At 45.2% G+C, this 15,589-nt stretch carries 13 protein-coding genes; 4 read left to right on the forward strand and 9 right to left on the reverse strand.

All coding sequences use genetic code 11. The features are described from left to right. Positions 1-28 precede the first annotated feature (28 nt). Positions 29-2,632: an ATP-dependent chaperone ClpB gene (clpB, locus tag ICN29_RS03915; protein WP_216129909.1), complete on the reverse strand. Its 2,604-nt coding sequence runs from the start codon at positions 2,630-2,632 to the stop codon at positions 29-31. A gap of 94 nt (positions 2,633-2,726) precedes the next feature. Between clpB and ICN29_RS03920 the strand changes: the two genes are divergently transcribed. Beyond that, positions 2,727-2,966 (forward strand): GIY-YIG nuclease family protein, encoded by a 240-nt coding sequence (locus ICN29_RS03920; RefSeq protein ID WP_216129911.1) that lies wholly within the window; start codon positions 2,727-2,729, stop codon positions 2,964-2,966. A gap of 31 nt (positions 2,967-2,997) precedes the next feature. Here the strand turns inward: ICN29_RS03920 and ICN29_RS03925 are convergent, their stop codons facing one another. The 8 genes from ICN29_RS03925 to ICN29_RS03960 form a co-directional block, all read right to left on the reverse strand. Then, complete coding sequence (locus ICN29_RS03925) at positions 2,998-4,278, reverse strand: APC family permease (RefSeq protein ID WP_216129913.1); 1,281 nt, start codon at positions 4,276-4,278, stop codon at positions 2,998-3,000. A gap of 74 nt (positions 4,279-4,352) precedes the next feature. Continuing rightward, positions 4,353-6,155 carry a sulfatase family protein gene (locus tag ICN29_RS03930; RefSeq protein ID WP_216129916.1) on the reverse strand — a complete coding sequence of 601 codons (1,803 nt, stop codon included), beginning with the start codon at positions 6,153-6,155 and terminating at the stop codon, positions 4,353-4,355. Positions 6,156-6,212: 57 nt separating this feature from the next. Continuing rightward, positions 6,213-6,674, reverse strand: coding sequence for a molybdopterin synthase catalytic subunit MoaE (gene moaE, locus ICN29_RS03935; protein ID WP_216129918.1), 462 nt, complete (start codon positions 6,672-6,674; stop codon positions 6,213-6,215). 1 nt (position 6,675) lies between these two features. After that, the gene (gene moaD, locus ICN29_RS03940) at positions 6,676-6,933 is read right to left on the reverse strand and encodes a molybdopterin converting factor subunit 1 (RefSeq protein ID WP_216129920.1); all 258 of its coding nucleotides are present in this window, start codon (positions 6,931-6,933) and stop codon (positions 6,676-6,678) included. A gap of 18 nt (positions 6,934-6,951) precedes the next feature. Continuing rightward, positions 6,952-8,178, reverse strand: a complete 1,227-nt coding sequence (locus tag ICN29_RS03945; RefSeq protein ID WP_216131992.1) for a molybdopterin molybdotransferase MoeA — start codon at positions 8,176-8,178, stop codon at positions 6,952-6,954. Positions 8,179-8,213: 35 nt separating this feature from the next. Then, on the reverse strand, positions 8,214-9,656 hold the full coding sequence (thrC, locus tag ICN29_RS03950) for a threonine synthase (protein WP_216129922.1): 1,443 nt from the start codon (positions 9,654-9,656) through the stop codon (positions 8,214-8,216). 8 nt (positions 9,657-9,664) lie between these two features. Then, positions 9,665-10,975, reverse strand: a complete 1,311-nt coding sequence (locus ICN29_RS03955) for a homoserine dehydrogenase (protein WP_216129924.1) — start codon at positions 10,973-10,975, stop codon at positions 9,665-9,667. After that, positions 10,972-12,228 (reverse strand): pyridoxal phosphate-dependent aminotransferase, encoded by a 1,257-nt coding sequence (locus ICN29_RS03960; RefSeq protein WP_216129926.1) that lies wholly within the window; start codon positions 12,226-12,228, stop codon positions 10,972-10,974. The genes ICN29_RS03955 and ICN29_RS03960 overlap by 4 nt, the downstream gene beginning before the upstream one ends. Positions 12,229-12,307: 79 nt before the next feature. Between ICN29_RS03960 and ICN29_RS03965 the strand changes: the two genes are divergently transcribed. From ICN29_RS03965 to ICN29_RS03975, 3 genes are read left to right on the forward strand one after another with little or no spacing between them, the layout of a single operon-like run. Beyond that, positions 12,308-12,685 (forward strand): Mth938-like domain-containing protein, encoded by a 378-nt coding sequence (locus ICN29_RS03965; protein ID WP_216129928.1) that lies wholly within the window; start codon positions 12,308-12,310, stop codon positions 12,683-12,685. Beyond that, complete coding sequence (locus ICN29_RS03970) at positions 12,685-14,373, forward strand: ArnT family glycosyltransferase (RefSeq protein ID WP_216129930.1); 1,689 nt, start codon at positions 12,685-12,687, stop codon at positions 14,371-14,373. The genes ICN29_RS03965 and ICN29_RS03970 overlap by 1 nt, the downstream gene beginning before the upstream one ends. An 11-nt stretch (positions 14,374-14,384) precedes the next feature. Continuing rightward, a complete protein-coding gene (locus ICN29_RS03975) occupies positions 14,385-15,548 on the forward strand; it encodes a DegT/DnrJ/EryC1/StrS family aminotransferase (RefSeq protein ID WP_216129932.1) in 1,164 nt (387 codons plus the stop codon). Positions 15,549-15,589: the final 41 nt, after the last annotated feature.

The raw sequence follows: 15,589 nt of genomic DNA on the forward strand, positions 1-15,589 counted from the left end.
TGGCGCAGGAAGATTTCTGCTGAAATACTTAGTGAACCTGACGTGTAAAGCTAAAGTCACCTTTTTTATCTACATCCACAGGTACCACGTCTTTAGGCCCGAACTTGCCTTCCAAGATCATCTTAGAAACTGGGTTCTCGATGTACTGCTGAATGGCCCGCTTGAGTGGTCTTGCTCCAAAGACAGGGTCAAAGCCCACTTCAGCAATCTTATTCAAGGCAGCATCACTTACCTCAAGCTGCATATCTACCTTTGCCAAGCGAACTGACAAGTTCTTCAGCAAGATCTTAGCGATATTGGCAATATTGCCTTTATCCAAACCATGGAAGACCACAATCTCATCAATGCGGTTCAAGAACTCTGGACGGAAATGACTCTTCAGCTCTTCAAACACCGCTTCTTTAATCTCTAACTGTTTCTTACCAGTCATCGACTGAATGAGATGCGAGCCAATATTACTAGTCATCACGATCACAGTATTCTTAAAGTCCACAGTACGACCTTGACCATCTGTTAGACGACCATCATCTAACACTTGCAAGAGTACATTAAAGACATCCGGGTGTGCTTTTTCAATTTCATCAAAGAGAATCACGCTGTAGGGATGACGACGAACTTGCTCAGTGAGATAGCCACCCTCTTCGTAACCTACATAGCCTGGAGGCGCGCCAATTAAACGGGCAACGCTATGCTTCTCCATGAACTCACTCATATCGATGCGAATGAGATGATCTTCACTATCAAATAAGAAGCCTGCCAATGCTTTGCACAGCTCAGTCTTACCAACACCAGTAGGCCCCAAGAATAAGAATGACCCATAAGGACGATTCTCTTCAGACAGACCAGCGCGGGAACGACGGATGGCATCTGATACCGCACGAATCGCCTCTTCCTGCCCAACCACACGCTTATGTAAGAGCTCTTCCATCTTCAGGAGCTTATCGCGCTCACCTTGCATCATCTTTGATACTGGGATACCAGTCGCCCGAGATACCACTTCAGCAATTTCTTCTGCGCCTACCTGGGTCCGCAAAAGCTTATTCTTCACCACGCCATTTTTATCGCCTTTAGCTTCAGCTGCAGCAGCAGACTTCAGTTTGGCTTCCAGCTCTGGTAGTTTTCCATACTGTAATTCTGCGACTTGCTCTAGCTTACCTTCGCGCTGTAGCTTAGTAATATCAGCGCGTACTTTTTCAATCTCTTCCTTCAGATTAGCGGCGCCCAAAACGGCACCCTTCTCCGCTTTCCAGATTTCCTCTAAATCAGCGTACTCAGCGCCTAGGCGTTTGATTTCATCTTCTATAAGGCCAAGGCGCTTTTGAGAAGCTTCATCCTTTTCTTTCTTAACCGCTTCACGCTCAATCTTGAGCTGAATCAGACGACGCTCTAGTTTGTCCATCACCTCAGGCTTAGAATCAATCTCCATCCGAATGCGTGAACCGGCTTCGTCAATTAAGTCGATAGCTTTGTCTGGTAAGAAACGATCGGTGATGTAGCGATGCGATAACTCGGCAGCAGCCACAATCGCAGGGTCAGTAATCTCAATACCATGGTGAAGCTCATAACGCTCTTGCAAACCACGCAAGATTGCAATCGTTGCTTCAACGCTAGGCTCTTCAACCATGACTTTTTGAAAGCGCCGCTCTAGTGCAGCATCTTTTTCAATATATTTCCGGTATTCATCTAAAGTCGTTGCACCGATGCAATGCAATTCACCACGAGCTAGGGCAGGCTTGAGCATATTGCCGGCATCCATTGCGCCGTCACCCTTACCAGCACCAACCATCGTATGAATCTCATCAATAAAGATGATGGTTTGACCTTCGTCTTTAGCAACATCGCTCAACACTGCCTTCAAGCGCTCTTCAAACTCGCCACGATACTTAGCACCTGCCAACAACAAAGCCATATCTAAAACTAGGACTCGCTTGTTCTTCAGGGTTTCAGGAACCTCGCCGTTCACAATACGCTGCGCTAAACCTTCAACAATCGCAGTCTTGCCGACGCCAGGCTCACCAATCAAAACAGGGTTGTTCTTACCGCGACGCTGCAAGATCTGAATGGTGCGACGAATCTCATCATCACGACCAATCACAGGATCTAACTTACCCATCCGAGCACGCTCAGTTAAATCAATGGTGTATTTCTTTAAGGCCTCACGTTGACCTTCGGCATCTGCACTATTCACTGATTCCCCTCCGCGCACTAAATCAATAGCTGCTTCTAACGATTTACGATTTAATCCATTCTCACGAGAAACTTTGCCAAGCTCACCTTTGTCATCTGCAACTACTAGCAAAAATAACTCACCAGCAATAAATTGGTCATTACGCTTATTAGCTTCTTTTTCACATAGATTGAGCCAGTTACTTAAATCACGACCAACTTGGACCTCGCCACTCGTGCCCTGCACCTCAGGCAAATTCGCGATGATCTTTTCTGCACCTTTTTCAAGGCCCAAGACATTTACTCCGGCACGGGTAAGCAAGCTCTTGGCTGCACCATCAGAATCGCGCAACATGGCTAGCAATACATGGACTGGTTCAATATATTGGTTATCTTTAGCTAAAGCGATACTTTGGGCCTCACTTAAGGCCTCTTGAAATTTGGTTGTTAACTTATCTATTCTCATTTTTGTACTCCATATATCTATCTATAGAATATAAGGGCAATATGACATATTTCAAGGCTTTTACACCCTCTTTTTAAGCGAATTTACCCCTACTTTGACCTGGCTTGTTTACCTCCTTGAATGCGCTGATGGCACTTACTATGCTGGCATTACTAACCGCCTAGAACATCGTCTTGAAGCCCATAATTCGGGCCAAGGTGCGCGCTATACGAGATCTCGTAGACCAGTTGTCCTATTGGCAACTCAAGAGCATCCCGACCGATCAGAGGCCTCTAAAGCAGAGGCGAAATTAAAGGGGCTTCCTCGAAGCGAGAAAATGGGATTCTTTAAATAAGCCGAATTAGCATCTTTGTAAGTGGCTCATCTTAGACTTTAGTGAATTGATATTTCAACTGCATCAATAAAGTGCCTAGTAAAGCAATGCCTAAAACAATTACTCCTGCGGGCGAAGATTTAATTTCGTTAATTAGTAAAGAAATAAATAAGATCAAATTAATGACTACGCCGCACCACAGAAGATAAGCATTAGCACCTGTTTGATGGCGTATCAGAATATGCCCATAGCTAATCACACTAAAGAGCAATAGAAAGGCCATGCTGGCCATCTTGCCAACAATCTCTAGTGGAAATCCTAAGACTAAGGCAATAACGATCAGTGAAGAGATCAAGAGTTGCTTTGTTTGACTATGTCCTAGTGTTTGGCTTAGCCATTGCATGTTTGAGTGCTCTGAAACCACTACTCCCAGAACTCTAGTGGCAGTAAATATCGTAGCGTTAACAGCAGCCGCACATGCCAGTAAGGCGACAACACCAACAGCAATAAAGCCTGCTCTGCCCATTAAAATATTTGCAGCAGATCCAATCACATTACTTGGATCTGCTTGTATCAAATCTAGTGGTGTAATTTGGATAATGACAAAGCTTACTAATACATAAAGAGAAATTATTAGTGAGACAGCGATATACATTGATTTTGGGATAATTTTTTTAGGTTCAGCCATTGAACTGGCTGCGCTGCTCACAACAGCAAAGCCCTGATAGTTAATATAGAGCATCCCTGTTGCAATCGCCATATCTTTGATGGGTCCTCCACTAAAACTTAAACTGGCTAAAGGAAGTTGTGAAAAGCCGTAACTACTCAGTCCAATCAGTGAAAAAAATACAATGCCAATTGCAATCAAACCAGCAAACCCAACAATACTTGCGCCCAGTAAATTAACTAAAGCTAGAATCAAGACCAAGGCACTGCCTATCAGTTTTAACTCTAATGAGGTGAAAAAATTACCAGTTAAAACGACAATAAACTCTGTAAATCCAGATGCATATAGTGCGGTTGATACTAGAAATCCAAGATATAAAAAAGTATTCATCCAACCAGAAATAAAACCATTGCCATATGTAGAGACAATGTATCCTGCAGGACCTCCGCCAGCTGAAAAAGTAGCGCTAAGCTTTGCGCAAGAGTAAACGGTAAACAGGACCGCAATTCCTGCAAGTAAAAAAGGGTATGGGAAGTGGGATTTAGCCGTAAAATTAGCAAATCCCAAAATCGTGAAGAGCCCTGAGCCCATCATCCCGCTCATACTCATTGCTATAGCAGAATATAGGCCTACATTTCCTGATTTACTGACTTGATTGTTTGACATTAGCTACCATGTTGTGCTGTTGGAGTTAGTTTAACCCTTTGCGACTAATAAGCTAGCAGCTAATTCATCGTGTATTACCTCTGATCTGGCTTAGCGAAATACCATCTTCCATTTCGGATCGGCAAGAAGCTGCCGTCATCCACTCCTACCTCTTGCGCAATACGCTCATTCATGACCTTATTCATGGCCATGATCAAGGCTCCATTCTTCTTAGGATCCATGGCTAAGTTATTCATCTCATTAGGATCATTTTGCAGGTCAAAAAGTTCTAAATCATTCTTAGCTAAGATTTCTTCCATAGTCGTTGGAGTATTGAAATAGAGGGGTGAGAAGTAGCGTGAGAAGCGGTATCTTCCATCAAACACGCTACGAATGCCAACGCGATTAGCAAAGTTAGGTTCGTGCTCTTTCAAAATCTTGACCGATTGCTTATAGTCATACTTGCCAGACATTAACCAAGAGTAGGTTTTTTCAGCCCAGAACCAGCTCGTAAACATGAGCATATTGAAATTAAATAATGAGGCCGGTCTCGCAGCGTCCACTTCAGCTTTTTCTGGCTCTTTAAATAATGGCGTGAGGTCTTTACCTTTCAATCCCTCTGAAGCCTTTGCAATACTTTTTGAATCCTTGCCAGTCATTGCCAAAATAGTAGTAGCCAAGTCAATCTGTGACGTAATTGCCTGACACTCTTTGCCACCTGGATAAGCGGGATGAATAATCATTAATGGAATATGGTTTTGCTCTTTGTAAGCAGTAGTACCTTTGCCCCGCATTTGATGGGTGCCACCTAATTCACCATGGTCAGCTGTAAAAATGACAATGGTGTTATCTTCCATGCCACTATCTTTCAAGCCCTGCATTACTGCAGCTACATTCTCATCGCTATCGCGCATGCAATTGAAGTAGTAGTCCAGCAGCAATCTCCAGCGACGGTCTTCATTTGGCCAGGGGCCCATCAGCAAATCCCAAATTTCTTGGTAAAGCTTATGTGCCTTGGGTCTTCCAGGCGCATCAAGAGCCTGCTTGCGACTGTCTGGCAATGGATAGTTATTCCAAGTAGCCTGATATAGCTCTGAAGTAGGTGGTGGCAATATTGCCATGGCATGCTTAGCACCCTGAACTGGTTTGCCAGGTAAATCGGAGTTCACATAAGTCACATCATGCGGGTTGACAATATTGACCGCTAGATACCAAGGTTGCTTTTTAGCTTTGAGTTCCTGGCCTTCGTTACGAAGCCAGCCAACAGCAGAGGACAGTGTTAACTTATCAAAGGTATAGCCGCCCTGCTGCTGATCAACGATATCACCTACCCCCAAGAAATCATTGAAGCCATAGGACTTGATAATCTTACGATAGGTATCCATCGGAGCGTCATAGGCTTTTTTAACCACATCCATATTGGCAGAAAGATGCCACTTACCTTGATATGCGGCGTGGTAACCCAGCTCTTGAAGGCGATGGCCAATTGTTTTTACTTTTAGAGATAAATCAGGCTGCCAGAGGAAGTTAAGGTTATCAAAAATACCTGAATGCTGAATATGCAAACCTGTGTAAATGACTGAGCGGGCAGATGAACACTGCATTGATGCCGCCTGGTGATTCGTAAAGGTAATTGCTTTTTTCTTGATTGCTTCACGTGCAGGGACTGGTATTGGCCACTTTGGAAAGAAGTGCTCTTGATCTACTAAAACAAAGAGGATGTTGTAGCCGGCAGGTGGACTGCTAGGTGCAACCGGGGGTGCTTTGTGGGGGCTAGACTGTGCTTGTGCACTTTGTAAACCAGCTGGTAACAATGTGGAGCCTATCGCTGCAGTGCCAGAAGTTAATAGATCACGGCGGGAAGGATTCTGTGGCTCGTTATTTGAATTTTTAGTCATGTCATTTAGCAAGAGATTAATCAAGACATCATTTAACGGGTGAAAATAACTCAATCATTATTTTTTATTCCAACGCTCCATTGCAGCAGCATCTGTCACTCTAGAGTCGACCCAACGGGCGCCCTCAGGGGTATCTTCTTTCTTCCAGAATGGTGCTGCTGTCTTGAGATAGTCCATGATGAACTCACATGCTGCAAATGCTTCGCCTCTGTGCGCACTAGTCACCACTACTAAAACAATTTGATCTTCTGGTAGCAGTGGGCCAACTCTGTGGATGACTAAGGTTTGGTAGATATCCCAACGCGCCTTGGCTTGATCCAAAATTTCTTGCAATGCTTTTTCAGTCATGCCAGGGTAATGCTCCAAGGTCATGCCCTTTACTTGACTACCATCATTCATATCGCGCACAGCGCCCAAGAAACTCACTACTGCACCAACTCTGGGGTCGCCTTTGCGCAGTCCCGCTATTTCAGCACTGATATCAAAATCTTTTTCTTGAATGCGGATTGAACTCGACATTTCAGCCCCCAGTCACCGGTGGAAAGAAGGCTACTTCAGCATTTTCTTTTAGAGGTGTGCTTGCATCAACCATTATCTGATTAAGAGCGCAGCGCAATACCTTACTTTCGGCTAATACTTCAGCCCAAGGATTACCGCGCTCTATTAAATACATTCTGAGATCTGCAATAGTTTTAACAGTACCTGGAATGGTGATCTCCTCTTGCGAAACACCAAGAGCTTCTCGCAGTGAGGCAAAGAATCGTAATTGGAGTTTCATGAGGTAATCGTAAACCGATTATTTGAGGAGTGTATCAAAGGGGATGTACTTCACTAGATCGCCAGATTTAATGAGCTGATTTGGTGGGCAATCCACTAGACCATCACCCCAAGAGGCACTCGTAAGCACACCAGAGCTTTGATTTGGAAATAAATCTAGTCCGCCATTGCTATTAAGTTTGACACGCAAGAACTCATTGCGACGATCTGCTTTTAACCAATCAAAGTCTGCGCGCATCAAGTAAGACTGGGCTTGTTTTACCTCACGGCCTTGCAACTTCAGAATAAATGGTCTTACGAATAATAAAAAGGTTACAAAGCTCGATACTGGATTTCCAGGCAAGCCAATGAACCAAGCTTCACCATCTTTGGGTTGATCTGATTTACGAACTGCACCGAATGCCAAGGGCTTACCGGGTTTAATCGCAATCTGCCATAAATCTAATCTACCTTCAGCAGTTACCGCAGGCTTAATATGATCTTCCTCGCCAACCGATACGCCACCAGACGTAATGATGAGATCATGGTCTTTACTGGCTTTACGTAACGCTGCTTTCGTTGCGTCTAATCGATCGGGAACAATTCCTAAGTCCGTTGCATCGCATCCTAATGATTTGAGGCAAGCTAATAAAGTATCGCGATTGGAGTTATAAATGCCGCCTGGTTTCAGCGGCTCACCGGGAAGAGATAGTTCATCACCCGTGAAGAATGCGGCGACTTTTACTCTGCGTTTCACGTTGAGATGCGTTAAGCCAGCAGAGGCAGCCACACCAAGCTCTTGTGGGCGCAAGAAAGTGCCTGCAGTCAGAGCTGTTTTGCCTGTCCTTAAATCTTCGCCCCTCCGACGAATCCATTGCCCTACTGCTGGTACTACATTGACCTGCACTTGATCGTTAGCCCCTTCAGGAATGCTGCAATCTTCTTGCATCACTACGGCATCGGTACCTAGAGGGACTGGTGCACCAGTAAAAATACGGGCAGCAGTTCCCGCTTGAAGCTCAGTTCCCACTGAACCTGCCGGAATGCGTTGTGCAATCTTTAGAATACTTCCAGATTTTTGGATATCGGCAGTACGTACCGCATAGCCATCCATCGAAGTATTATCTAGTGGTGGAACATCCACTAAGCTATTCACGTTTTCAGCAAGCACACGACCTAAGCTTGCTTGCATCGCAACGCTTTCATTGTCGACAACTGGCTTGGCGTGAGACAGTAAATGATCCAAGGCCTGCTGCGCAGTCAACATTGGAGGCTTAGTCATAATGATTGATTGCTTGTGTTTTAACTAAGATGCGTTGTAATGAATGCTTTGATCTGATTGATGTCAGCATCAATATTCTCTACACGCTGAGGCTGAGATTTGATATCTTTAAATGCAGGCGGGCACTCAGCAGGGCGACCTAAAGCTTCCTGAATCGTTTCTTCAAACTTCACTGGGAGCGCAGTCTCGAGAACCAGCATTGGAATGCCAGCTTGTAAATGCTCGCGCGCTACCTTCACACCATCAGCAGTATGCGTATCGATCATGACACCATATTGCTGATCAATATTACGAATAGTGTCTAGGCGGTTCTGGTGTGTACTGCGACCAGATTGAAAACCGTACTGCCCAAGCTCTTTAAAGACTGCCTCTTTAGAAATATCGAAGCCACCCGTCTCGTCGACTTGCTTAAATATGCCTGCTGTTGCTTTACCGTCTTGGCCCATAAAGTCAAATACAAAACGCTCAAAGTTACTTGCCTTAGAGATGTCCATTGATGGGCTAGAGGTATGCAGTGTCTCAGCAGACTTGCGCGCGCGATATACACCAGTGCGGAAGAATTCATCAAGCACATCATTCTCATTAGTTGCAACGACGAGGTGCGCGATTGGCAAACCCATCATGCGTGCGATATGACCAGCACAGACATTGCCGAAATTTCCTGAGGGCACAGTAAATGACACTTTCTCATTACTCGACTTAGTAGCAAGAAGATAACCTTGGAAGTAATACACCACCTGAGCAACTACCCTACCCCAGTTAATGGAGTTCACGGTACCGATTTGATTCTTAGCCTTGAACGCATGATCGTTACTGACTGCCTTCACAATATCCTGGCAATCGTCGAATACACCAGCTACTGCTAAGTTGAAAATATTAGGGTCTTGTAAGGAATACATCTGCGCAGATTGGAAGGCACTCATCTTACCGCGGGGCGAGAGCATAAATACCTTTACGCCATCCTTGCCGCGCATCGCGTATTCGGCAGCGCTACCCGTGTCACCAGATGTGGCGCCCAAGATATTGAGATGCTGACCTTTTTTCTTCAGGGCGTATTCAAAAAGATTGCCCAACAATTGCATGGCCATATCTTTGAAGGCTAAAGTTGGGCCATTTGAAAGACTTAAGAGTCCTATACGTGTGCCATGCTCCTCACCCAACCAATGTATCGGCGTAATGTCTTTAGCATTGTCTTGGGAGCGACCATTGCAGTAGACCTGCTCGGTATAGGTCTTACGTAAGATGCTACGCAACTCTGCCTGCGGAATGTCATCGCAATATACACTTAAGACTTCATAAGCAAGATCAGCATAAGAAAGGCCGCGCCAAGCATCCAGTTGAGCTGCAGTGACTTTTGGATACTGGGCTGGTAAATACAAGCCGCCATCTGGTGCCAGTCCACCCAATAGAATTTCTAAGAAGGACTGTTGTGGACTATTGCCACGAGTAGATTGGTAACGCATTAATTGACTTAAGACAGATTTTCTAAACGAATCTTCACCACTTCGCCATCTACAGTTTTGAGATTCTGGATCTCTTTGATGGCAGCAAGCATACTTTTCTCTTTAGTCTCGTGAGTTAAGGTCACTAAGTCTGTTTGACTCTCGCCCTCTTCAGCCTCTTTTTGCAAAAGGGCGTCAATAGAGATGCTATGTGAGGCCAAGATCTTGGTAATCTCAGCTAACACGCCAGCTTGGTCAGCTACACGCATGCGTAAATAATAGCCAGTAGTAATCTCGCCAATTGGCAAGATGGGTGTGTTTTGCACTGCATCTGGCTGGAAGGCTAAATACGGAACACGATGCTCAGGGTCGGCACTCAGGAGGCGAGTGATATCTACCAAATCAGCAATCACTGCCGATGCAGTTGGCTCAGAGCCAGCACCCTTACCGTAATACAAAGTAGTGCCTACTGCATCCCCGAATACTTGAACGGCGTTCATAGCCCCTTCGACATTAGCAATCAAACGCTTTGTAGGGATTAAAGTGGGATGTACACGCAACTCAACACCCGTTGGCGTCTTCTTGGCGATACCTAGTAACTTGATACGGTAACCCAATTGCTCTGCATAACGAATATCGATTGCAGCCAACTTGGTAATACCTTCTACATAAGCTTTGTCAAATTGCATTGGAATACCAAAGGCAATCGCACTCATGATCGTTGCCTTATGAGCAGCATCAATACCTTCAATATCAAATGTAGGATCCGCTTCGGCGTAACCTAAACGTTGCGCCTCTTTGAGAACGGTTGCAAAGTCTAAACCTTTATCGCGCATTTCAGACAAAATGAAGTTGGTTGTACCGTTAATGATGCCGGCGATCCATTCAATTCGATTGGCTGTCAAACCTTCGCGCAAAGCTTTGATAATGGGGATGCCACCAGCAACTGCGGCTTCAAATGCCACCATCACGCCTTTAGCGTGAGCTGCTTTAAAAATCTCGTTACCATGAACAGCGATCAAGGCTTTATTGGCTGTAACTACATGCTTACCAGCAGCAATCGCCTCTAAAACTAAGTCTTTAGCAATGCCATAGCCACCAATGAGCTCAACTACGATATCAATCTCAGGGTTATTAATGACAGCACGAGCATCACTAACGATCTGCGCACGATCTTTAACGATTTCTTTAGCGCGCTCTACATTAAGATCAGCAACGGTATTAATCCGAATGCCACGACCAGCACGACGAGTAATTTCATCCTGGTTACGCTCGAGCACTGTGAACACACCACCACCAACAGTGCCAATACCTAAGAGACCTACTTGGATCGGTTTCATGATGCCTTTGCTGCAGCTGAAGGAGTCTTAAGACTATGTTTTTTACGGTAACGCTCCAGGAAGCGGGCAAGACGACCAATGGCCTCCTTGAGAACATCTTCGTGGGGTAAAAATACGACGCGGAAGTGATCAGGCTTGCCCCAGTTAAAACCAGAGCCCTGCACTAGCAATACTTTTTCTTCTTTTAAGAATTCAGCAACAAACTGTTGATCATCTTCAATCGGATACATCTCAGGATCTAGCTTGGGAAATAAATACAAAGCAGATTTTGGTTTGACACAAGTAACGCCTGGAATATCCGTAATTAATTTCCAAGCGAGATCACGCTGTCTTGCCAAGCGACCACCCTCAGCTACTAAGTCATTAATACTTTGATAACCACCGAGTGCGGTTTGAATTGCGTATTGCCCTGGTACGTTTGCGCACAAGCGCATCGAGGAAAGCATATTCAAACCCTCAATGTAATCACGTACCATCTCTTTATCGCCTGAAACCACCATCCAGCCGGCGCGATAGCCGCATGAGCGGTAGTTCTTAGATAGGCCATTAAAAGTGATCGTCACTACGTCAGTGGATAAAGAGGCGAGAGAGATGTGCTTCTCCTCGTCATACAACATCTTGTCGTAGATCTCATCAGAAAACAGAATCAAATCATGCTCGCGCGCAATTTTTGTCATCTCGAGTAGTGCTTCTTTGGAATAAATAGCACCTGTTGGATTGTTTGGATTAATGACCACAATCGCTTTAGTACGAGGTGTAATTTTTTTACGCAAATCATTTAAGTCTGGCGCCCAATCTTTGGACTCATCACAAAGATAGTGAACTGGGGTACCACTAGATAAACTTACCGCAGCAGTCCAAAGTGGATAGTCAGGTGCTGGTACCAATACTTCATCACCATCATTAAGTAATGCGTTCATTGAAAGCACGATCAGCTCAGAAACACCGTTACCGGTATAAACATCATCTAGGGCCACCCCTTGAATGCCTTTTTCTTGGCAATACTGCATGATGGCTTTGCGTGCAGCAAAGATGCCCTTGGAATCAGAATAAGCTGAGGCATTGCTTAAATTACGAATCATGTCCAACTGAATTTCTTCAGGTGGATCAAAACCGAAAACCCCTACGTTTCCGATGTTTAATTTGATGATCTTGTGGCCTTCTTCCTCCATGCGCTGGGCGAGCTCGAGCACGGGCCCACGTATGTCGTAGCAGACATCATTGAGTTTTAAGGACTTTAGGATGGGTTTCACAATAAATTAAAGGGTAAGTTCTTGAAATCTTGGAAAAAACAGCTAGCTATAATCCACATAATTATGACAGAGAGTCCACTTGAAGCTTCAATCTGACCCCCATTCTGGCGCCAATACGATCACTGGCTATGGGGATGGCTATGTCGAGATCAACCAGATCCCATATGCCCATGCCGTCTTATTGAGCTCTGATGGGGCAATCTCTCAGTGGCCAGTGGAGTCATTCGATGGTCTAGTAGCAGCTGATTTTGACCAAATGGTTGAGCGCAAACCTGAATTAATCTTGATCGGTACAGGCAGTCGGCAGCGTTTTCCGAAGCCCGAACTCCTGAAATCCCTCATTTCGGCCAAAATTGGCTTTGAAATCATGGATTCCCAAGCGGCCTGTCGTACCTACAACATATTAGTGGGTGAAGGACGTCAAGTTCTGCTGGCCTTAATCGTGGAGCCAATCTAATGCAATTTGGACAAATTCGGCAATCGTCTGCCCTGCATCCCGGCAAAATTTTATTGTTGCTCATCATTTATGGCTTGCTGTGGTTTGGCACACTGAACTACCGTCACCTCATTCCATCTGATGAGGGACGCTATGCAGAGATTGCTAGAGAGATGTTAGTCACGGGTGATTGGGTGACCCCGCGATATAACGGCTACAAGTATTTTGAAAAGCCACCACTACAGGCTTGGGCAACTGCAGCAAGCTTTCAAATATTTGGGATTGGTGACTGGCAAGCGCGTTTATGGACTGCACTTACTGGCTTCTTAACAATTTTGTTCATTGGTTTTACTGGAGCACGCATCTACAACGCTCGAGCAGGATGGCTGGCCGCAGTTGTGCTCGCTTCAAGTCCAATGTGGGTCATTAGCAGCCATTTCAATTCTCTTGATATGGGTTTGTCTGCATTTTTAGTTGCAGCCCTGTGTAGCGTCTTGCTAGCGCAAACATCTCATAACAAAAGCACGCGTCGTAATTGGATGTGGGCCTGTTGGGCCTTCATGGCGCTTGCAACACTTTCTAAAGGGCTGATTGGTGCCGCTATTCCGGTGATGGTCTTAATTGCTTACTCCATCAGCACTTGGGATTGGAAAATCTGGGCGCGCTTACGTTTGTTCAGCGGTACGGTTTTATTTCTAGCAATTACTGCACCATGGTTTATCTTAGTTGCACAGCGCAATCCTGAATTCTTAGAGTTCTTCTTTATTCATGAGCATCTGCAACGCTTCACCCAGGATGCTCACAGCAGAACAGGCCCGATCTACTACTTCGTGCCCCTACTCATCATGGGTTTGTTACCTTGGGTTTTACAAATCCCCGGATCGATTGTGCAGGCATGGAACGAACGTCGGCGTGAGTTCTCCAGCGGCTGGTTATTGGTATGCTGGTTTGTGGTGATCTTTGCCTTCTTTAGCGTTTCACGCTCCAAGTTGCCTGGCTACATCATTCCCATTTTTCCAGCACTTGCATTATTAATTGGCAATCGTCTAGATCAACTATTAGCCCATAACAATTCCATGGAGCTTCCTTGGAAACTACAAACCATCGGATTTGCAATCTTGGGTTGCGTTGGATTTTTCTTCCTCTCCGACATTAGTCGGCAAGCAAGGCCAGATGAGATCGAAGCCTACGCGCAATACACTTATTGGGTAATAGCCGCTTTGCTTGCGCTTATTAGCTTTAGCCTATTTGCAGCATGGCAAAGTCAGCGTAACGGCATTCAAAGCATTGTGAGTTTTGCTTGTGGATTTTTTCTCTGCGCCATCATTGCGGGGACCGGTCATGAAACTTTAGGTCGCGCCGTTTCAGGAATAGATCTTGTGAACCGAGTCAGGGCGTCTATTCCCGAAAAAGTGAATTTCTATTCTATCCGCCTCCTAGATCACACTGTGCCGTTTTATCTTGGCAGAACCATGATCATGGTCGAATCTCCAGATGAACTCGAGTTTGGCGTAAATCAAGAACCTGAGCTTTGGATGCCTACCTTAGATGCCTTCATTGCGCGCTGGAAAGAAGATCCGACTGCTTATGCCTTAATGGTTCCAGAACAGTATGTAGCGCTACAAGAGATCAACTTACCAATGCAAGAGGTGGATCGCGATTCCCGCAGAGTGATTGTGAAACATCCAGATACATTGAATGCGAAGTAATATAAGACATCATGTCAAACGACCCTTCATTCATCCCCTTTACGCGTCCTAGCTTTAATCAAGAAACGATTGATGCTGTTGCGGAGGTATTGCGCTCTGGCTGGGTAACTTCGGGTCCTAAATTAGCAGAATTTGAAGCCACCTTAAGTACCTATTTTGGTGGTCGTCCTGTGCGTTGTTTTGCCAATGGCACAGCAACAATGAAGATTGCATTGCAAGTTGCCGATATTGGCGCTGGTGATGAAGTTATTACTACACCCATTTCTTGGGTTGCTACTTCCAATGTTATTTTGAGTGTTGGCGCTACACCCATCTTTGTTGATGTTGATCCTATTACACGCAATATTGATCTCAATAAAGTTGCAGCCGCAATTACACCAAAAACACGAGCAATCATGCCGGTCTATCTTGCTGGTTTACCAGTAGATATGGATCAGCTGTACGCAATAGCGAAGCAGCACAATCTGCGCGTGATTGAAGATGCCGCGCAAGCTTTTGGCTCCCAGTGGCATGGCAAGAAGATTGGTAGCTTTGGCGACCTAGTGAGCTTTAGCTTCCAAGCTAACAAAAACCTCACTACTGTAGAAGGTGGCTGCTTGGTTTTCAATAGCGATACTGAAGCCAAGCTGGCTGAAAAATTCCGCCTACAAGGCTTAACGCGTCAAGGTATGGATGGCATGGATGTAGATGTGCTTGGCGGTAAAGATAATTTGACGGATGTGAATGCAGTAATTGGACTGCAACAGCTCAAACAATTACCCACCTATCAAGCGCGCCGCGCAGCACTGGCGCATCAATACTTTGATACTGTTCGCACAGAACTTAAATCTGCCGGATTAGAAAGTCTCAAATTAGAACTGCCAGTTGAGAATTTCACTGAGAGTAATTGGCATATGTTTCAGGTGCTACTGCCACTTGAGCAATTGAATTGCGATCGAGCACAGGTGATGACTGAGTTAAAAGATCTTGGTATTGGCACAGGAGTGCACTACCCTGCTATCACTGGATTTACGCTTTATAAAAATCAAGGTTACAAAATCAGCGATACGCCGATAGCAGAACGCATTGGTCGCTCCATCCTCACTCTGCCACTTTTTCCCGGCATGGCAGACCAAGATATTGGCCGCATAGCTAGTGGATTAGTCGGAATCCTCAAGAAACACTACAAAAACTAGCCTAATTGGGCTTAGCCCCAAGAATCAGGCAAAATTGCGGC

The sequence above is a fragment of the Polynucleobacter nymphae genome (assembly GCF_018882155.1).
GTDB classification, from domain to species: domain Bacteria; phylum Pseudomonadota; class Gammaproteobacteria; order Burkholderiales; family Burkholderiaceae; genus Polynucleobacter; species Polynucleobacter nymphae.